Consider the following 18,609-nt stretch of genomic DNA (forward strand, 5'->3'; position numbering starts at 1 on the left):
AGCTGACGCAGCAGCCACATCGTCTCCACATTACGCCGGCATTCCCGCTCAAGCCGCCGGGATGAGCGCACCTCGTTAAAATAGCCGTAGATGTAGAGCTTCAGCAGATCACGCCGATCGTAGGGCGGACGACCTGTCGAGGCCTCAACCGCGCGCCTGAAGCCGAGATGCGCAACATCAAGCCCATCGACAAAGGCATCGATCACGCGCACCGCGGCATCTGCGGCAACGTAATCCTCGATCCGCGCTGGCAATAGCGACCTCTGACCCCGATCAGTCCTTGAAATATATCCCATGAAAATGGCCGCATCGTTTCCAATGCGGCCACTTTAATTGATTAGCCGGACTTCTCACACAGGCTGCTGGAAGGGGCGGCCTTTTCGTTTCGCCGAATTCAATACGTAAGTATTATCTTACGCTATACTTAATTGCTTGTCCTTGCCAGCCCGCAGGGCAAGGACGCCCCAGCCGACGAGCAGAATGATGGCTGCGGCATAGATATCGGCCGCCTCAACAAATCCAAGCGCCTTCGACAGGAAGCCCGCGACAATGGCGGGCACGCTGAAGGCGAGGTAGCTTTCGATGTAGAAAGCCGAGAGAAGGCCGGCACGTTCGTCGGGCTTGGCCAATGGCATGATGCTGCGCACAGTGCCCAGAAAGGTCGCGCCGAAGCCGGAGCCGGCGATGACCGTTCCTGCAGCAAGGATCGATACTTCGGCCGTATGCACGCCGACAATCACGGTCAATACGCCAAGCGTCATGCTCGATATGCCGAACTTCATCGCCGTGGCGGCGGATCTTTTGCGCAGGAGAAACACGGCCGTAGCGCCGCTCATGGTCAAGGCGGCGACCACGGAGCCGCCGACAAGTGGCATCGTGCTGTCGGTAGTCGCACTAACCAGCGAAGGCACCAGCGACAGATAGAAGCCACCGAGCGCCCAGACGGCAACGTTGATCGGCGTCAGCGCCAGCAAAGTACGACGCACCTGTTGGGGCACCGCCACTTCCGGCTTCAGCGATGCAAGCAGCCCGGCGCGGCGTTGCGTCGTCTCCGGCACCAACCACAAGAGCACCGCCTGAAGCGCCAGGAGAGCAAGCGTGATGATATAGACAAGCAGCATCGGCGCGGGCGCGAACTGAACCAGCAGGCTCGTGGCCAGTGCGCCCACCGCCATGCCGGCAAGCGGGGCGAGGCTGTTGGTAATCGAGCCTTTGATCGGATCGAGATCGACAAGGGCAGCCCCGATGGAACTGGCAGCAGCGCCTGTTGCCAGGCCTTGCACGATACGCGCCGCAATCAGCCAATTCGGGCCTTCAGCCATTAAAAATAGCGCCATCGCCACCATATTGAGGAGGATCGATGCGAAGATAACAGGGCGCCGGCCAAGATGATCGGAGATCGAACCGACGATCAGCAGCGCGAAGAGGAGGGCGAAGGCATAAGCGGCGAAGATGACCGTGATCAGCACCGGCGAGAAGGCGAAGGTCTGTTGGTAGAGCCGATAGAGCGGCGTCGGTGCGGATGAGGCGGCAAAGAACAACGCGCTGGTCGCGGCATAGTAGAAGGGCGCAAGACGTCTGGCTGGAGAAATCGGCGCGCTAGCAGTGGAAACGGGCTCAGTCATCGACTACATCCTGACTTAAAGCTAAAAGATTGCGTTAGGCGCATATAGGATGCCTGACGCACAAAAGCAAATAATTTGCGTTAGTCGGTGTCGAATTGTGCACCACTGCCCGCAAAAGCGAAAGATTGGCAAAGGCTTATGAGCCACAGAGAGAATCCTCGTCCGGGTGGGCGCAGCGCCAGAGTGCAGGCGGCGGTTCATCAATCCGTCCGCGACATACTTGCAACGATGGATCGCGCCGATGTGACAATCCCTTTGATCGCACAGCGCGCCAATGTCACGCCATCGACCATCTACCGTCGCTGGGGCGATCTGCAGGAGCTTCTGGCCGATGTGGCAGCTGCACGCCTGCGGCCGGAGAGCGAGCCTCCCAGAATCGGCACCGCCCGCGAGGATCTGGAGTCATGGATCGAGCAATATGCCGATGAGATGGCGTCCGGTGTCGGACGGCAGATGCTGCGCGACATTCTTTCCTCGGTCGACGGCACCAGTGTCGAAAAGTGCCGCTGTTATATGCAGCAGCAACTTACCGTTCTCATTGCGCGGGCGGAGAAGTCCGGAGAGCCGTTTCCTGACCTGGAAGAGCTGATGGATCACGTCATCTCGCCGATCATATACCGCATCCTTTTCGATTGCCCGCTCGGTGAGGATTATGTTCGCGAACTGATCGCGAAGGTCATGCAGAAATTCAAAGGGTAGATCGCCTTAGCCGAATCCGATGCGCTAACCGAATTCCATGAGGTCCGTCGCCGGCGTCGTTAGTTAGGTTGCTCGCAACTGACGAATAAGTAGATTGGCGACAGCATGTATAAGTTGTTAAATCTGGGGAATTATCTTGGGATATGCACACTGAAGCAGGGCGACGCACCAATTTGCTGTTGAAAAATAAGACAAAAGATGATGCTAATCATCATTGGTGAATTCAACGGCAACGCGAAGGGGACTGCTCAATGCTTAATGAATTCAAGGCATTTATCGCCCGAGGCAATGTCATGGATCTCGCAGTCGGCGTGATCATCGGCGGTGCTTTCGGCGGCATCGTGAAATCGCTGGTTGACGACATCATCATGCCGATTGTCGGCGCCATTTTCGGTGGCTTCGATTTCTCGAACTATTTCGTCGGTCTTTCCTCGGCCGTCAATGCACCGACGCTGGCTGCCGCCCGCGCCCAGGGTGCGGTTTTCGCCTACGGTAACTTCATCACCGTCCTCATCAACTTCCTGATCCTCGCCTGGATCATCTTCCTGATGGTCAAGGGCGTGAACAAGCTGCAGAGCCAGGTTGCGCGCAAGGAAGAGAAGGCCGCTGAAGCAGCGCCTCCGCCGGCTGACGTTCAGCTGCTGACGGAAATCCGCGATCTTCTCGCGAAGCGTTGATCTCTCCTTAGGAGGATGTTTTTAAAAGCCCCGGTCCCGCAAGGGCCGGGGCTTTATTCATCACGGAAATCGATCGGTCGCTAAGGCAAAGTCATGGGATTTGTCCGCCGCTCTGCTTTATGAAGGCAGAAACCGGAGATTCTGCATGTCGATACTGAATAGCCTCAGCCCGCGCGCGCTCGCAGCCCCCGAAAGCGGCATCGTCGAAGTGGTGAATTATGCCCGTGGCCGTGATGGCCTGCTGCCGCTCTGGGTCGGCGAGGGCGATCTGCCGACGCCCGATTTCATCAATCGCGCTGCCATGGCGTCGCTCAATGCCGGCGAAACCTTCTACACCTGGCAGCGGGGCATTCCGGAACTGCGTCAAGCCCTGGCGGATTATTACGGCCGGCACTTCGGCACTTCGCTGCCGATGGAGAATTTCTATGTCGTTGGCTCCGGCATGCAGGCGATCCAGCTTTCCGTCCAAGCGATTACCTCGCCCGGCGATGAGATGGTCTATCTGACGCCGGCGTGGCCGAACATTGCCGCGGCTCTCGAAATTGCCGGCGCGCGCTCGGTCGGCGTGCCGCTGCAATTCGAAAACGGCAAATGGACTGTTGATCTTGGACGCCTCGAGGCGGCGATCACCCCGAAGACCAAGGGTCTGTTCATCAATACCCCATCCAACCCCACCGGCTGGACGGCGACCCATCAGGATCTCCGGGATATTCTGGCACTGGCGCGCAAATACGGCCTCTGGATCATGGCCGACGAGATCTATGCGCTCTACTACTATGCCGGCGGCCGAGCGCCGAGCTTCTTGGACGTCAAGGAAGCCGACGACAAGATCCTCTTCGTCAACTCCTTCTCGAAGAACTGGTCGATGACCGGCTGGCGCGTCGGCTGGATCGTCGCTCCCGCTGAGCTCGGGCAGGTGCTCGAGAATCTCGTGCAATATTCGACATCGGGCGTCGCACAGTTCATGCAGCGGGGCGCAGTCGCCGCACTGAACGAAGGTGATGATTTCGTTCGCTCCAATATCGCCAAGGCGACCCGCTCACGCGACATTCTCTGCGAGGCGCTGATTGCGACCAATCGCGTGCATACGTTGAAGCCGGATGGTGCTCTTTACTCCTTCCTGAAGATCGACGGCGTCACCGACAGCCGCAAGGCCGCGCTCGACATCGTCGACAAGACCGGCGTCGGCCTGGCGCCGGGAACGGCATTCGGGCAGGGCGGCGAGCTCTTCATGCGCGCCTGCTTTCTGCGCGATCCGGCAAAGATTGCCGACGCGGCCGAGCGCTTGAGCCGCTATATTCAGGGGTTGTAAGAGCCTCCGCTACTGCGGTTCGCAATGTTTGGCTTCGCGCTCTGTATACCCCCTCTGTCCAGAAGAAAGGACGGAGGGGCGCATTCTCGGCAAGGTGCCAGAGCGCCAATCCATAAAATGCAATCGATCCGGGAAAGACTGTCCTAACCATTCCCGCAATCTTCCCCCTTCCGCCGTCTGCTTTTAATCAAATTGGCAAGGGACGACGCGCCATATATCGCCAACAAGACTTGGCGGGGACGCGAAGAATGACGGTGTTGGTGACTGGCGGGGCCGGCTATATAGGCAGCCATATGGTCTGGAAATTGCTGGATGCGGGCGAGGACGTCGTGGTCATCGACCGCCTCTCGACCGGCTTCCGTTGGGCTGTCCCTCCTGCCGCCCGTTTCTATCTCGGCGATATCGCCGACGAGGCGCTGCTGCAGACGATCTTCGCCGAAAACCGCATCGACGCCATCATCCATTTCGCCGGTTCGGCCGTCGTCCCGACTTCGATCGAAGACCCGCTCTCCTATTACGAAAACAATACCGGCAAGACCCGCATCTTGATGAGTGCTGCGGTCAGTGCCGGAATTCGCCATTTCGTCTTTTCTTCCACCGCCGCCGTCTATGGAGCGCAGCCGGCCGACATGCCGGTCAGCGAAACCGCATTGCCGCGGCCGGAATCCCCTTATGGCCAATCCAAGCTGATGTCGGAGCTGATGTTGCGCGATGCCGCTGCGGCCTACGATTTCAGCTATGTGGCGCTGCGCTATTTCAACGTCGCCGGTGCCGACCCGGAAGGGCGGGCGGGACAATCGAGCCAAAGTGCCACCCATCTCGTCAAGGTTGCCTGCGAGGCGGCTCTCGGCTGCCGCCATCAGGTGAATATCTACGGCACGGACTATCCGACGCATGATGGAACCGGCGTTCGCGACTATATTCACGTCAGCGATCTTGCCGAGGCGCATCTCCTGGCATTGCGGCATCTGCGCGGCGGCGGTCGGTCGCTGGTTGCCAATTGCGGCTATGGCACGGGTTACTCCGTACTTGATGTGCTCAACATGGTCATGCGCGTGCATGGCCGCGCTTTCCGTATCCATATAGCGCCACGCCGACCCGGCGATGCTGCCAGCGTCATTGCCGATGCAACGCTTGCGCAGCGTGAGCTGGGCTGGACGCCGAAATACAATAGTCTCGAAACGATCGTGCGCTCGTCGCTGGATTGGGAAATCAGGCTGGCGAAGCGCGCCGGCCTCGACGCCGATGAGCCGCAGCTGATCCTTGCCGCCCAGAGCGCCTGACGCCGGCAGTCGCTGCCATCAGCCTTCGGCGTTTCTCCAAGGGCCGAGAAATGCCGGCGCATTCCGGCGTACGGCTTCCGTCAGGAAATCGATGACGGTGCGCACCCGCGGCGACTGGCGCAGATCGCGGTGGCATGTGATCCAGTAATGACGCCTCAGATCAACCTCCTGCGGCAGCACGACCTGAAGATCCGGATGCTTGCCGGCAATGAAAAACGGCAGCACGCATAGCCCAAGGCCGCTCTTGGTTGCCGTCAGCTGCGCAAAGATACTCGAACTCTGGAATTGCGGCCTGATGCGTGGGTGGACATCGTCGAGATAGTCCAGCCCCGGCGCGAAGATCATATCCTCGATGTAGCCGATGAAGGCAAAATTGGTCAGATCATCACGGCTTGCGACAGCCGGATGGCGGGCGAGATAGTCCCGGGATCCGTAGACCTGAAGATGGTAGTCAGTCAGCTTCTCGGTGAAGTAGGGGCCAGCCTTCGGCGGGTCGAGGACCACGACGATATCGGCCTCCTTGCGCGAGAGCGACATGATCTGCTGAATGGTAATGAGCTCGAGCGAGATATTCGGATGGCGCGCGGTGAATTCCGGCAGCACGCCCGTGAAGAAGAAGTTGGAAAAGCCTTCCGGCGCACTGATACGAACCACGCCGCGCTGCATTGCCGACCCGGCCGAAAGATCTGCCTGCAGGCGCTCGGTTTCCTGCTCCATCCGCTCGGCTGTGTCGATGAAACGCTGACCCATGGCTGTCAGCATGTAGCCGCGCGGGTTGCGCTCGAAGAGTTTGACTTTCAAGGAGAATTCCAGCCGGTCGATGCGGCGGGAAACCGTGGCGTGACTGGTGCGCAACTGCCGGGCGGCGGTCGAAAGCTGCCCTGTCCGCGCCACCGCGAGGAAGAATTGCAGATCGTCCCAGGTGAAATGCGGTGTGTGCTTCATCCCTTCCCCTTCTGTTCAAAAATGAACAGACATTGTTTGGAATTAATTTCAATCGCGACTTGCGTCAACGTGTGAATTCCGTGATCTTGCCTTAAGAGGAAAGTCGTTTTTAGAAATTCGACCCGTCAAATTTGAACAGATTCGTTTTTGCCAAATCTCTGGGAGGAGAGGATATGCGAAAGAGTCTTATTGCATCCCTGGCATTTCTGCTTGCAACGAGTACCGCGGCTTTTGCCGCCGGACCGGCCAATGGTTTCGTCAAGATCGGCATCTTGAACGACCAGTCCGGGGTCTATGCCGACTTCGGCGGTAAATCGTCCGTGGAAGCCGCGAAAATGGCTGCCGAGGATTTCGGCGGCAAGGTTCTCGGCGTGCCGATCGAGATCATCAACGCCGACCATCAGAACAAGCCCGACATCGCTTCCAATATCGCCCGTCAATGGTACGACCAGGACAAGGTCGATGCGATCATGGAGTTGACGACCTCTTCCGTGGCTCTTGCCGTGCAGGCTGTTGCCAAGGAAAAGAAGAAGATCGACATCGTCACCGGCGCCGCGACGTCGGATCTTACCGGCAAGCAATGTTCGCCCTACGGTTTCCACTGGGCTTATGACACGCATGCGCTCGCCGTTGGGACTGGCGGTGCACTCGTCAAGCAAGGTGGCGACACCTGGTTCTTCCTGACCGCGGATTATGCATTCGGCTATTCGCTGGAGCAGCAGACGAGTGATTTCGTCAAGGCGAACGGCGGTAAGATCTTAGGCTCTGTTCGTCATCCGCTGTCGTCGAATGACTTCTCGTCCTTCCTGCTGCAGGCGCAGTCGTCGGGTGCCAAGGTCATCGGCCTTGCCAATGCCGGTCTCGATACCGCGAATGCCATCAAGCAGGCTTCTGAATTCGGCATCAGCCAGAGTGGCCAGCATCTGGCGGCGCTGCTCTTCACGCTCGCCGAAGTTCATGGTCTCGGCCTGAAGGCGGCACAAGGCCTGACCCTGACGGAAGGCTACTACTGGAATCTTGACGACAAGAGCCGCGAGTTCGGCAAGCGCTTCTTTGCCCGCACCGGCAAGATGCCGAACATGGTGCATGCCGGCACCTATTCCGCCGTGATGCAGTATCTGAAGGCGGTCCAGAAGGCCGGTACGGACGATACCGATGCCGTCGCCAAGGAGCTGCATGAAATGCCGGTTGACGACTTCTTCGGTCGCGGCGGCACGGTTGGCGCGAATGGCCGTATGATCCACGACATGTATCTGCTTCAGGTCAAGAAGCCGGAAGAGAGCAAGGAGCCGTGGGACTATTTCAACGTGCTGGCGACGATCCCAGGCAAGGAAGCCTACATCGATCCAGCCAAGAGTGGCTGTGACCTCGTCAAGCAATAGGGCTCGGACCAGCCTATGGCGATGTCAGCGACACATCTGCATGAAGAGCCCCGGGTGGTATTGTCCGCCCGGGGACTCAGACGGGATTTCGGCGGCTTCACTGCCGTCAAGAATGTCGATCTCGACGTTCACCACGCCCGCGTCCATGCGCTGATCGGCCCGAACGGCGCCGGCAAGACGACGGTGTTCAATCTGCTCACCAAGTTTCTGCAGCCGACCCATGGCACGATCACGCTGCTCGATACCGATATTACACGCACAAGGCCGGACAAGGTTGCGCGCATGGGCCTCGTGCGTTCCTTCCAGATTTCGGCCGTCTTTCCGCATCTTACGGTGCTGGACAATGTCCGCGTCGCCCTGCAGCGACCGAACAATCTCGCCCATCAGTTCTGGCGGCCGCTGTCGTCGCTGGACAGTCTCAATGCGCGCGCCGAACAGCTCATTGCCTCTGTCGGCCTCTCAAAGGAGCGCAATGCCGTTGCGGCCGATCTTTCCTACGGCCGCAAGCGCGTGCTGGAGATCGCAACCACGCTCGCGCTCGATCCGAAGGTGCTGCTGCTCGACGAACCAATGGCCGGCATGGGGCTGGAGGACGTAAACACGGTCTCCTCGATCATCCGCGATGTTGCGCGCGACAGGGCTGTGCTCATGGTGGAGCACAATCTCTCGGTCGTTGCCGATATCTGCCACCATGTCACGGTGCTGCAGCGCGGTGAAATCCTGGCCCAGGGCGACTATGCGACGGTGAGCCGCGATCCGCGCGTCCGCGAAGCCTATATGGGCACGGAGGAGGCTTGACGATGGCGCCGCTTCTGGAAGTTCAGGGCCTCAATGCCTGGTATGGCGAAAGCCATATCCTGCACGGCGTCGACATGCGCGTAGGCGAAGGGGAAACCATCACCATCCTCGGCCGCAACGGCGTCGGCAAGACGACGACATTGCGCACGATCGTCGGCATCGTCCGCGCCCGCAAGGGCAGGATCGCCTTTGCCGGCAAGGACATGATGCAGGTGCCTCTGCACAAGACGGCGCATCAGGGCATCGGCTTCGTGCCGGAGGAGCGCGGCATATTCTCGACGCTCAGCGTCTATGAAAATCTCATGCTGCCGCCGGTCGTCGCCGCTGGCGGCATGACGCTCGACGAGATCTTCGAACTGTTTCCCAATCTGCATGAGCGGCGCAACAGCGTCGGCACGAGGCTCTCGGGCGGCGAGCAGCAGATGCTCGCCATGGCACGCATCCTGCGCACCGGCGTTCGCATGCTGCTGCTGGATGAGCCTACGGAGGGTCTCGCCCCCGTCATCGTCCAGCGCATCGGCGAAGTTCTGCAGAAGCTGAAAAGCCGCGGCATGACGATATTGCTCGTCGAGCAGAATTTCCGCTTTGCCAGCCGCATCGCCGATCGCTTCTATCTGATGGATCACGGCCAGATGGTTTCGGAATTTCCAGTCGGCGAATTGTCCGAACGGATGGATATGCTACACAAGGTTCTGGGGGTCTGAGCCATGACGATGATATTCGGCATCCCCGCCCAGGCTCTTCTCGGTCAATTGCTGATCGGGCTGATCAACGGCTCCTTCTATGCGCTCCTGAGCCTCGGTCTCGCGATCATCTTCGGCATGCTGCGGGTGATCAATTTCGCCCATGGCGCGCTCTACATGCTCGGGGCTTTCACGGCCTATCTGCTGCTCGCCTATGCGGGCATCGGCTATTGGCCGGCTCTGGTTCTGGCGCCGCTCATCGTCGGCCTGTTCGGGGCGGTGGTCGAGCGGCTCTGCCTGCGCCAGCTCTACAAGATCGATCCGCTCTACGGATTGCTTTTCACCTTCGGCATGGCGCTGACCATAGAGGGAACCTTCCGCTATCTCTATGGCTCTTCCGGCCAGCCCTATGCCGTTCCGACGGAACTGGCGGGCGCGAAAAATATCGGCTTCATGTTCCTGCCCGTCTATCGTGGCTGGGTGGTCATTGCCTCGCTGATCGTCTGCATCGGCACCTGGCTTCTGATCGAGAAGACGAAACTCGGCGCCTATCTGCGTGCCGCGACCGAGAATTCCGTACTCGTGCAGGTTTTCGGCGTCAACGTGCCGGTGCTGTTGACGCTGACCTACGGCTTCGGCGTCGCGCTTGCCGCCTTTGCCGGCGTGCTGGCCGCGCCGATCTACCAGGTCTCGCCGCTGATGGGATCGAACATGATCATCATCGTCTTTGCGGTCGTGGTCGTCGGCGGCATGGGCTCGATCATGGGCGCGATCGTGACGGGCTATATGCTCGGAATTGCCGAAGGCCTGACCAAGGTTTTCTATCCGGAAGCCTCCAACATCGTCATCTTCGTCATTATGGCGATTGTGCTGCTAATCAGGCCGGCAGGCCTCTTCGGTCGGGATGCGTGACATGGCTGGATTGATCACAACAAAACCGAAGGCGCAGCCGGCCCTCTCCGTGCAGAAGCTGTTGCTGGTGATCGGCCTCGTCGGGCTGATATGGGCCCCCTTCTTCGTCTACCCGATCTTCGTCATGAAGGTGCTCTGCTTCGCGCTTTTCGCCTGCGCCTTCAATCTGTTGCTCGGCTATGCCGGCCTGCTGTCCTTCGGCCATGCGACCTTTTTCGGTGGTGCTGCCTATTTCACCGCATACACGGTGAAGGAATGGGGCGTTCCGCCCGAGCTTGGCATCCTGATCGGCGTTGCCGGCGCATCGCTGCTCGGCCTGGTCATGGGCTTCGTCGCCATCCGCCGTCAGGGCATCTATTTCGCCATGATCACGCTGGCGCTCTCCTACATGTTCTATTTCTTCTGCCTGCAGGCGAAGTTCACCCAGGGTGAGGACGGCATCCAGTCGGTGCCGCGGGGCTACCTGTTCGGAGTTGTCGATCTCAATAACTCCCTCAATATGTATTATTTCGTTCTCGCCGTGTTTCTGATAGGCGTCCTCATCACCTGGCGCTTCATCAACTCGCCCTTCGGGATGATCTTGAAATCGATCCGTGAGAACGAGCAGCGGGCGATCTCTCTTGGCTATTCCGTCGCGCACTACAAGCTCGGCGCCTTCGTCATGTCGGCGGCGCTGGCGGGGTTGGCAGGCTCGGTCAAGGCACTGGTCTTCCAGTTCGCGACGCTCACCGATGTCGCCTGGCAGATGTCCGGCGAAGTCATCCTTATGACCCTGCTCGGCGGCATCGGCACGTTGATCGGCCCGATTTTCGGGGCGGGGTTGGTGGCTACATTGGAAAACTATCTCGCCACTTCGGAATTTCCCGTCACCATCATCACCGGTATCGTCTTCATGGTTTGCGTGCTGCTCTTCCGCCGCGGCATCGTCGGCGAATTCTATGCCTCGCGGCTGGGACGGAAACTGGGTTTCGAATATCGGCGCTAGCGATTTGATTTTCCTTCTCCCCGCAGGCGGGGAGAAGGTGCCCGAAGGGCGGATGAGGGGACCGCACGGGCTTCCAGTAAATACGGAGTTTGCCGGACCTTCCTGCCCCTTACCCTAACCCTCTCCCCGCACGCGGGGCGAGGGGACGATAGAGTTTTTGGAATGGATCGCTTCGATTACATCATCATCGGTGCCGGCAGTGCCGGATGCGTGCTGGCCAACCGACTCTCGGCTGACCGCAACAACAGGGTGTTGCTGCTGGAAGCCGGCGGCAACGACAATTACCATTGGATCCATATCCCCGTCGGCTATCTCTACTGCATCAATAACCCCCGTACCGACTGGTGCTTCACCACGTCACCGGAAGCAGGCCTGAATGGCCGCTCGCTGAACTACCCCCGCGGCAAGGTGCTCGGTGGCTGTTCCTCGATCAACGGCATGATCTACATGCGCGGCCAGGCGCGCGACTACGATCTCTGGCGGCAGCTCGGCTGCGCCGGCTGGGGCTGGGACGATGTGCTGCCCTATTTCGTCAAGTCCGAGGATCACTATCGCGGCAGGGACGAGATGCACGGCGCCGGCGGCGAATGGCGGGTCGAGAAAGCGCGTGTTCGCTGGGCCGTGCTCGATGCCTTCCAGGCGGCGGCCAGGGAGGCGGGCATTCCGGAGACGGCTGATTTCAATCGTGGCAACAACGAAGGATCGGGTTATTTCGACGTCAACCAGCGCTCCGGCATCCGCTGGAACACGACGAAAGCCTTCCTGCGGCCGGCCATGCAGCGTGGCAATCTCACCGTCTACACGAAAGCGCAGGTCCGCCGCCTGATCGTCGAAGACGACGCTGTCGCGGGCGTCGAATTCCAGCATGACGGCGTGGCGAAGCGCGCCTATGCGAACAAGGAGACGGTGCTGTCGGCTGGCTCCATCGGCTCGCCGCATATTCTCGAACTGTCAGGCATCGGTCACGGCGATGTGTTGAACAAGGCCGGCATCGAGGTGGTGCGCGAGGTCCGGTCCGTCGGCGAAAATCTGCAGGATCATCTGCAGCTTCGCCTTGCCTACAAGGTGACCGGCGTTCCCACACTGAACGAGAAGGCGACAAGCCTTATCGGCAAGGCGGCGATCGGCCTCGAATATCTGGTTCGCCGCTCAGGCCCGATGGCGATGGCGCCGAGCCAGCTCGGCATCTTCACGCGTTCCGGCCCCGACAAGGAAACGCCGGACCTGCAATATCACGTGCAGCCGGTCTCGCTCGACAAATTCGGCGATCCGGTTCATCCCTTTCCGGCCATCACCGCCAGCGTCTGTAATCTTCGGCCCGAAAGCCGCGGTTCGGTGCATGTGCGCAGTCCTGATTTCGCTCTGCAGCCGGCGATCAGCCCGAACTATCTTTCCGCCGCGCGAGACCGGGAAATCGCCGTGCGCTCCATTCGCCTGACCCGGCGGATCGTAGCGCAGCCCTCGTTTGCCCGCTTCAGGCCGGAGGAGTTCAAGCCCGGGCCGGCCTATGAGACGGATGCGGATCTGGAGCGGGCCGCCGGCGATATCGGCACGACGATTTTCCATCCGGTCGGCACGTGCCGCATGGGCGGCGACGCGCAAAGTGTGGTCGATCCCCGCCTGCGCTTGCGGGCATTGGCAAAGTTGCGCATCGCCGATGCCTCCGTCATGCCGTCGATCACATCGGGCAATACCAATTCGCCAACCATTATGATCGCCGAAAAGGCAGCCGAGATGATCCTTGCCGACCACAGATGAAGCCCTATTCATGGGTGGCAGCAAGGACAGGAGATTTGCATGGATACTACGGACGAGGTCATCATCGAGCGGCGCGGATCGGCCGGCGTCATCAGGCTCAATCGCCCGAAGGCGCTGAACAGCCTGACATTGCCGATGGTACGGGTCATCGCTCCGGCCCTGGAGGATTTCGCCGCCGATCCAGCGATCGCAAGCGTCATTGTTATGGGCGAGGGCGAGCGCGGCTTTTGCGCGGGCGGCGATATCCGCCTGCTGCATCGGAGCGGCAAGGAAGGCACAGGCGAAGCGGAAACCTTCTGGCGGGAAGAATTCCTGCTCAACCATGCCATCTCTCGCTACCCAAAACCCTATGTCGTGTTGATGGATGGCATCACCATGGGCGGTGGTGTCGGCCTCTCGGCGCACGGCAGCCATCGCGTCGTCACCGAGCGCACCCGCCTTGCCATGCCCGAAACCGGCATCGGCTATTTCCCTGATGTCGGCGCCACGTGGCTGCTGCCGCGCGCGCCGGGGGAAGCCGGAACCTGGATGGGACTGACCGGCCTTACCATCGAAGCTGCCGATGTTATCCATGCCGGTTTTGCCGATCACCATGTCGCATCCTCGGCGCTGCCGGCACTCATGGATGAGATAGCAGCGCTGCCTGCTGCTGCCTCTGCTGCAGACGTCCATGCTCTGATCCGGACGATGGCGGCGGATACCGGCGAAAGCCGGCTTGCGGCAAACCGCGAGGTGATCGACCGCACGTTCTCGGCAGACACAGTGGAAGGGATCCTAGCGGCGTTGGCTGGTGAGCCGGGAGAGTTTGCCGCTGAAGCCGCCGGCGTGATCGCCAGCCGCTCGCCGACCAGCCTGAAGCTGACCTTGCGGCTTCTCAGGGCAGGGCGAACGAGCGCCAATCTTGCCGAATGCCTCAATCGTGAACTCGGTGCCTGCAGAGGCATATTGTATAATCACGATTTCTACGAAGGTGTGCGCGCTGCTGTTATCGACAAGGACCGCAATCCGAAATGGTCCCCGGCAAGCCTTGCCGACGTCACCGCCGATGATATCGACCGCTTCTTCGTGCCGGCGCAGCCGCCGCTTTTCGCGAGCTAGACCGGTTCAGCTGATCACGGGATTTCTGAACCGCTCTATCTCACCACTTTAAGCAATTCCGGAACGGAAGGCCGATCTGCGTCTTTCCCGGAATTGCTTCAACCGATCATGGGAGGAAAACATCATGACACGGATCGCATTCATCGGCCTCGGCAACATGGGAGGCCCGATGGCGGCCAATCTGGTCAAGGCGGGCCATGCCGTCACCGGGTTCGACCTCTCGCACGATGTGCTGAAGGTGGCCGAAGCGTCGGGAGTAAAACCTGCGGGCGTGCTCACGGAGGCTTTGGCCGACGCGGAAGTGGTGGTGACCATGCTGCCGAAGGGCCAGCATGTCCTCACCGTCTGGACGGATGTGCTGCGCTCCGTGCCCAAGGGGACCTTGGTGATCGACAGTTCCACAATCGACGTCGACAGCGCCCGCAAAGCGCATGCCATGGCAGGCGATGCAGGCTGCCTCTCGCTCGATGCGCCGGTGTCCGGCGGCACGGGCGGCGCGGCGGCTGGAACGTTGACCTTCATGGCCGGCGGTTCGACGGAGAGCTTTGCTGCCGCCAAGCCGCTGCTTGATGTGATGGGCAAGAAGATCGTCCATTGCGGCGATGCCGGCGCAGGCCAGGCGGCGAAGATCTGCAACAACATGATCCTCGGCATCTCCATGATCGGCGTCTGCGAGGCTTTCGTGCTCGGCGAAAAGCTCGGTCTCTCGCATCAGGCCCTCTTCGACGTTGCCTCGACTTCGTCCGGCCAGTGCTGGTCGATCAATACCTATTGCCCGGTGCCCGGCCCCGTACCGACCTCGCCCGCCAACAATGACTACAAGCCCGGTTTCGCGGCCGCCTTAATGCTCAAGGACCTGCGCCTGTCGCAGGAAGCTGCACTATCGAGCGGCGCGTCGACGCCTCTGGGCGCCGAAGCGGCACAGCTATACGCGCTCTTCGAAAAGCTCGGCAATGGCGGCCGGGATTTTTCGGCTATTATCGAGATGTTTCGGGAAGCGAAGTGAGGATTGCCGGTGACAGTGAGGGGCGTGAAAAGCTGCCCCTCACCCCCGGCCCTCTCCCCGCATGCGGGAGAGGGGGAGTTATGCCCCACGTAGCTTTCGGTGGCTGAGGAGCCTGCGGTTTTGCACGATCGTTCCCTCTCCCCGCTTGCGGGGAGAGGGCTAGGGTGAGGGGCTTTTTGGGAGGCTCAACTCACCGCCACATGCCCCGCATGCGCGCACCCACGTCGACTCGCACCTCTCGCGCCCGAATGGCGGCCGCACTTTCAGCCCGTGCCTGCGGCCAGCCGCAGACCTCAAAGAACTGCAGCAGCGTCGCCGGAATGAAGCGGGTGCGGGAGGCAAAGACATGCCTGTCGCCCTGCGCATGTTGGCCGTGCACGAAGAAGCGCTGCGGAATGACGAGATCGAGATTGTCCTTGGCCCGCGTCATGGCGACATAAAGCAGCCGTCGCTCCTCTTCGATTTCGGCGGATGATCCGACCGCGAGATCGGCGGGGATGCAGCCGTCGACGGCGTTGAGGATGAAGACCTTCGTCCATTCCTGCCCCTTGGCGGAATGGATGGTCGACAGGATCAGATAGTCTTCGTCGAGCAGCGGCACGCCGGCCTGATCGCTGGTGGCGTCAGGCGGATCGAGCGTCAGTTCGGTCAGGAAGCGCTCGCGCGAGCCGTAGCCTGCTGCGATCTGCTCCAGCTGGATGAGATCCGCCAGTCGCGTCGATGCATCCTCGTGTACCCGCTCCAGATGCGGCTCGTACCATTGCCGAACCAGACCGATTTCGGCCGGCCATCCGGCCCCGCCGCTTTTGACCTCCCGTATCGTCTCGACGAAAGTGGTCCAGTCGTCTCCCGTGCGGGGCGGCGGCGGCAGGTCGGTCAGCGCCGTGATCGGGCTTGCCTCTTCGCCGATCTGGTCGAGCACGCGCTGCGCCGTCGAAGGGCCAACGCCGGGCAGCAGCTGCATCAGGCGGAAGCCTGCTACGCGGTCGCGCGGGTTCTGGGCAAAGCGCAGGGCCGCCAGCATGTCCTTGACATGGGCGCTGTCGAGGAACTTCAGCCCTCCGAACTTGACGAAGGGAATGTTGCGCCCGGTGAGCTCCACTTCCAGTGGGCCGCTATGGCTTGACGTGCGGAAGAGCACGGCCTGCTGTTTGAGCCTTGCGCCGCCCTCACGATTTTCCAGCACCTGATCAGCGATGTAACGCGCCTGGTCGGCCTCGTCACGCACCGTCACGAGCCGCGGGCGCTCTGTGCTCTGCCGCTCGGTGCGCAGGTTCTTGGTAAAGCGCTCCGAGGCGAGATCGATCACGGCATTGGCGGCAGCGAGGATCGGCTGTGTGGAGCGATAATTGCGGTCGAGCGTCACGATATCGGCCGAGGGCGTGAAGGCTTTCGGGAAGTCGAGAATATTGCGCACGGTCGCGGCACGGAAGGAATAGATCGACTGCGCATCGTCTCCGACGACGGTCAATCCTCGGCCGTCCGGCTTCAGGGCCAATAGAATGGAGGACTGCAGCCGGTTGGTATCCTGATATTCGTCGACAAGCACATGATCGAAGCGGCTGCCGATATCCTCGGCGATCAGCGGCTCCTGCAGCATATGCGCCCAGTAGAGCAGCAGGTCGTCGTAATCGAGCACGTTCTGCACCTGCTTCGCCTCGACATAACAGGCGAAGAGATCGCGCAACTGCTGCTCCCACATGGCGCACCAAGGAAAGTAATCCCGCAGCACGCCATCGAGTGGCGCCTCCGCATTGACTGAACGGGAGTAGATGGCAAGACACGTCGCCTTGGTCGGGAAACGGCTTTCGGTCTTGGAAAAGCCGAGGTCGTGACGCGCGAGATTCATCAGATCGGCGCTGTCTTCCCGGTCGTGGATCGTAAAGGCCGGATCGATGCCGATCTGCTCGGCGTAATCCCGCAGCAGGCGCGCGCCGATGCCGTGGAATGTACCCGTCCAGGCAAGCGCATCGGCGGTGATGCCGGCATTCGTACCCAGCACCTCGCGACAGATCCGCTCGACGCGGCGGCCCATCTCGGCGGCGGCGCGGCGCGAGAATGTCATCAGCAGGATACGGCGCGGATCCGCGCCTTTGACGATCAGATGTGCGACGCGATGGGCAAGCGTGTTGGTCTTGCCGGATCCTGCTCCTGCGATGACCAGCAGCGGACCGGCGACATGGCCGTCACCCTCAGTCGTGCCATGCTCCACCGCCAGCCGTTGCTCCGGGTTGAGCTTTTCCAGATAGGCTGTGGCAGCGGTCATGAATTCTCCTGAACATGCCGGATTGAATATGGCCAGGCACGATCCACGGCGAATCGCATCGGCGAGATTATCCGGACGTTCTATGGATGTTCCGAATCGCCAAAGCCTGTCAAGATTGGGGAGCCGCACGCGGATATGAGCCCTTGTGCAGGAATCTTATCCGGATTCGCTGAATTCAGGCTCGAAAAGGACTTTCTTCTTTCTTATGTATTATTCTGGCGCGGGGTTTTGAGTTTTTGGGCGTGGTAGTGCGTAGGATGAAGGTCTCAGGACATGAACGAAACGATTGCCACTAGGCTGCGTCTGCCTAGCGGGCTGGTGGCTTTACCTGATGGGCGGTTTGCACTTCTGGAGATGGATGCCAGCCGTCGCTGTCTGAAGATTTTCGAGACCAGCGGCGCATATCGGGAGATCTGCCGGATCGGCGGCAGCCCAAGCGGAATTGCGCTCGATGGGGACGGGTGCTTCTGGATAGCCGGCGGCCCGGAAAATTCGCTCGTCAGACTTTCGCCGCAAGGTCGCGTGCTGCAAGTGATCGAAGGCAGCGCAGACGGCCCATTCCTTCATCCGAGTGCACTCGCTTTCGGGCCGGACGGCCTGCTCTATATGACCGATTCCGGCATACGCCTCGATGACCTCCTCGAAGGCGGCCATATTCATCCCGATTTCTTCAAGGCTGCCTATAATGGCTGCGTCTATCAGATCGACCCCGCCGAGGGTCGCGTCATCAGGGTCCTGGCGGCTGGCCTGCTTCTGGCAAGCGGCATAGCATTCGACGCTGGCGGTCTGCTTTACTACAGTGAGACGCTGACCGGGAAAATCCACCGGCAGGTCATCGGCGGCCGGCAGGAACTGTTCGTGCAGTCCATGACGTCACCAGCCATCAATGTCTTGCGCGGGCCGTCCGGTCTCGCCTTCGATCGTACGGGCGTACTGTATTGCGCAATGTATGGGCTCGGAGAAATTCTGCTTGTCGATGGCGACGGAAAAAGAACCGGTCATATCCGCACGAACGGCTCGAGGCCGGGCAATATCGCGTTTACGATTGATGGCAAACATCTGCTCGTCAGCGAACAGGAAAACGATGTCGTTGAAAAAATAACAGCGCCGCGTCCCGGATTACCGCTGCATATGCCGTCCATTTCGTAGAACGGCCCCATCTCTCAGGTTAGTTGGCGGA

17 protein-coding genes are annotated in these 18,609 nt (G+C 60.4%); 13 read left to right on the top strand and 4 right to left on the bottom strand.

Going from position 1 to position 18,609, the window contains the following annotated elements; genetic code table 11:
* Together QD461_RS24025 and QD461_RS24030 are read right to left on the bottom strand one after the other, a co-directional pair.
* The coding region (locus tag QD461_RS24025; protein WP_414089994.1) for a transposase at window positions 1-296 on the bottom strand (296 nt) is incomplete at its 3' end.
* Window positions 297-413: 117 nt separating this feature from the next.
* Entirely contained in the window at window positions 414-1,625 is a 1,212-nt protein-coding gene (locus tag QD461_RS24030) for an MFS transporter (protein ID WP_414089995.1), read from the bottom strand.
* Between the two features lie 138 nt (window positions 1,626-1,763).
* Here QD461_RS24030 and QD461_RS24035 point away from each other — a divergent pair, with 138 nt between their 5' ends.
* The 4 genes from QD461_RS24035 to galE all read left to right on the top strand — a co-directional run bounded on the left by QD461_RS24035 (window position 1,764) and on the right by galE (window position 5,596).
* A complete protein-coding gene (locus QD461_RS24035) occupies window positions 1,764-2,324 on the top strand; it encodes a TetR/AcrR family transcriptional regulator C-terminal ligand-binding domain-containing protein (RefSeq protein WP_414089996.1) in 561 nt (186 codons plus the stop codon).
* Between the two features lie 251 nt (window positions 2,325-2,575).
* Window positions 2,576-3,001, top strand: coding sequence for a large conductance mechanosensitive channel protein MscL (gene mscL / locus QD461_RS24040; RefSeq protein WP_184709357.1), 426 nt, complete (start codon window positions 2,576-2,578; stop codon window positions 2,999-3,001).
* A 145-nt stretch (window positions 3,002-3,146) separates the two neighbouring features.
* Entirely contained in the window at window positions 3,147-4,313 is a 1,167-nt protein-coding gene (locus tag QD461_RS24045) for a pyridoxal phosphate-dependent aminotransferase (protein WP_414089997.1), read from the top strand.
* 248 nt (window positions 4,314-4,561) lie between these two features.
* Window positions 4,562-5,596 (top strand): UDP-glucose 4-epimerase GalE, encoded by a 1,035-nt coding sequence (galE, locus tag QD461_RS24050; RefSeq protein ID WP_414089998.1) that lies wholly within the window; start codon window positions 4,562-4,564, stop codon window positions 5,594-5,596.
* A gap of 18 nt (window positions 5,597-5,614) precedes the next feature.
* Here the strand turns inward: galE and QD461_RS24055 are convergent, their stop codons facing one another.
* Window positions 5,615-6,541: a LysR family transcriptional regulator gene (locus QD461_RS24055; protein WP_414089999.1), complete on the bottom strand. Its 927-nt coding sequence runs from the start codon at window positions 6,539-6,541 to the stop codon at window positions 5,615-5,617.
* Window positions 6,542-6,714: 173 nt separating this feature from the next.
* Here QD461_RS24055 and QD461_RS24060 point away from each other — a divergent pair, with 173 nt between their 5' ends.
* The 8 genes from QD461_RS24060 to mmsB all read left to right on the top strand — a co-directional run bounded on the left by QD461_RS24060 (window position 6,715) and on the right by mmsB (window position 15,163).
* Complete coding sequence (locus QD461_RS24060) at window positions 6,715-7,923, top strand: ABC transporter substrate-binding protein (protein WP_184709366.1); 1,209 nt, start codon at window positions 6,715-6,717, stop codon at window positions 7,921-7,923.
* A gap of 15 nt (window positions 7,924-7,938) precedes the next feature.
* Window positions 7,939-8,721, top strand: coding sequence for an ABC transporter ATP-binding protein (locus tag QD461_RS24065; RefSeq protein ID WP_414090000.1), 783 nt, complete (start codon window positions 7,939-7,941; stop codon window positions 8,719-8,721).
* A gap of 2 nt (window positions 8,722-8,723) precedes the next feature.
* Window positions 8,724-9,425, top strand: coding sequence for an ABC transporter ATP-binding protein (locus QD461_RS24070; protein WP_184709370.1), 702 nt, complete (start codon window positions 8,724-8,726; stop codon window positions 9,423-9,425).
* A gap of 3 nt (window positions 9,426-9,428) precedes the next feature.
* Complete coding sequence (locus tag QD461_RS24075) at window positions 9,429-10,316, top strand: branched-chain amino acid ABC transporter permease (RefSeq protein ID WP_184709372.1); 888 nt, start codon at window positions 9,429-9,431, stop codon at window positions 10,314-10,316.
* Window position 10,317: 1 nt separating this feature from the next.
* The gene (locus tag QD461_RS24080; RefSeq protein WP_409527714.1) at window positions 10,318-11,301 is read left to right on the top strand and encodes a branched-chain amino acid ABC transporter permease; all 984 of its coding nucleotides are present in this window, start codon (window positions 10,318-10,320) and stop codon (window positions 11,299-11,301) included.
* A gap of 162 nt (window positions 11,302-11,463) precedes the next feature.
* Window positions 11,464-13,059 carry a GMC family oxidoreductase gene (locus tag QD461_RS24085; RefSeq protein ID WP_414090001.1) on the top strand — a complete coding sequence of 532 codons (1,596 nt, stop codon included), beginning with the start codon at window positions 11,464-11,466 and terminating at the stop codon, window positions 13,057-13,059.
* Between the two features lie 39 nt (window positions 13,060-13,098).
* Window positions 13,099-14,157, top strand: coding sequence for an enoyl-CoA hydratase/isomerase family protein (locus QD461_RS24090; protein ID WP_414090002.1), 1,059 nt, complete (start codon window positions 13,099-13,101; stop codon window positions 14,155-14,157).
* A 124-nt stretch (window positions 14,158-14,281) separates the two neighbouring features.
* Window positions 14,282-15,163 (top strand): 3-hydroxyisobutyrate dehydrogenase, encoded by an 882-nt coding sequence (mmsB, locus tag QD461_RS24095; protein WP_414090003.1) that lies wholly within the window; start codon window positions 14,282-14,284, stop codon window positions 15,161-15,163.
* A gap of 190 nt (window positions 15,164-15,353) precedes the next feature.
* Here the strand turns inward: mmsB and QD461_RS24100 are convergent, their stop codons facing one another.
* Window positions 15,354-17,429 carry an ATP-dependent helicase gene (locus tag QD461_RS24100; protein WP_414090004.1) on the bottom strand — a complete coding sequence of 692 codons (2,076 nt, stop codon included), beginning with the start codon at window positions 17,427-17,429 and terminating at the stop codon, window positions 15,354-15,356.
* A gap of 273 nt (window positions 17,430-17,702) precedes the next feature.
* Here QD461_RS24100 and QD461_RS24105 point away from each other — a divergent pair, with 273 nt between their 5' ends.
* Window positions 17,703-18,578, top strand: coding sequence for an SMP-30/gluconolactonase/LRE family protein (locus QD461_RS24105; RefSeq protein ID WP_414090005.1), 876 nt, complete (start codon window positions 17,703-17,705; stop codon window positions 18,576-18,578).
* The last annotated feature ends 31 nt before the right edge of the window (window positions 18,579-18,609 follow it).

The sequence above is a fragment of the Rhizobium sp. BR 314 genome, from assembly GCF_047445805.1.
GTDB lineage: Bacteria > Pseudomonadota > Alphaproteobacteria > Rhizobiales > Rhizobiaceae > Rhizobium > Rhizobium lusitanum_B.

Excerpts from the sequence above, each read along its gene's own strand:
- galE (WP_414089998.1), top strand. The coding sequence starts at position 4,562 with ATGACGGTGTTGGTGACTGGCGGGGCCGGCTATATAGGCAGCCATATG.
- QD461_RS24030 (WP_414089995.1), bottom strand. The coding sequence starts at position 1,625 with ATGACTGAGCCCGTTTCCACTGCTAGCGCGCCGATTTCTCCAGCCAGA.
- QD461_RS24045 (WP_414089997.1), top strand. The coding sequence starts at position 3,147 with ATGTCGATACTGAATAGCCTCAGCCCGCGCGCGCTCGCAGCCCCCGAA.
- QD461_RS24055 (WP_414089999.1), bottom strand. The coding sequence starts at position 6,541 with ATGAAGCACACACCGCATTTCACCTGGGACGATCTGCAATTCTTCCTC.
- mmsB (WP_414090003.1), top strand. The coding sequence starts at position 14,282 with ATGACACGGATCGCATTCATCGGCCTCGGCAACATGGGAGGCCCGATG.
- QD461_RS24090 (WP_414090002.1), top strand. The coding sequence starts at position 13,099 with ATGGATACTACGGACGAGGTCATCATCGAGCGGCGCGGATCGGCCGGC.
- QD461_RS24100 (WP_414090004.1), bottom strand. The coding sequence starts at position 17,429 with ATGACCGCTGCCACAGCCTATCTGGAAAAGCTCAACCCGGAGCAACGG.
- QD461_RS24085 (WP_414090001.1), top strand. The coding sequence starts at position 11,464 with ATGGATCGCTTCGATTACATCATCATCGGTGCCGGCAGTGCCGGATGC.
- QD461_RS24070 (WP_184709370.1), top strand. The coding sequence starts at position 8,724 with ATGGCGCCGCTTCTGGAAGTTCAGGGCCTCAATGCCTGGTATGGCGAA.
- QD461_RS24065 (WP_414090000.1), top strand. The coding sequence starts at position 7,939 with ATGGCGATGTCAGCGACACATCTGCATGAAGAGCCCCGGGTGGTATTG.
- QD461_RS24105 (WP_414090005.1), top strand. The coding sequence starts at position 17,703 with ATGAACGAAACGATTGCCACTAGGCTGCGTCTGCCTAGCGGGCTGGTG.
- QD461_RS24075 (WP_184709372.1), top strand. The coding sequence starts at position 9,429 with ATGACGATGATATTCGGCATCCCCGCCCAGGCTCTTCTCGGTCAATTG.
- QD461_RS24035 (WP_414089996.1), top strand. The coding sequence starts at position 1,764 with ATGAGCCACAGAGAGAATCCTCGTCCGGGTGGGCGCAGCGCCAGAGTG.
- mscL (WP_184709357.1), top strand. The coding sequence starts at position 2,576 with ATGCTTAATGAATTCAAGGCATTTATCGCCCGAGGCAATGTCATGGAT.
- QD461_RS24060 (WP_184709366.1), top strand. The coding sequence starts at position 6,715 with ATGCGAAAGAGTCTTATTGCATCCCTGGCATTTCTGCTTGCAACGAGT.
- QD461_RS24080 (WP_409527714.1), top strand. The coding sequence starts at position 10,318 with ATGGCTGGATTGATCACAACAAAACCGAAGGCGCAGCCGGCCCTCTCC.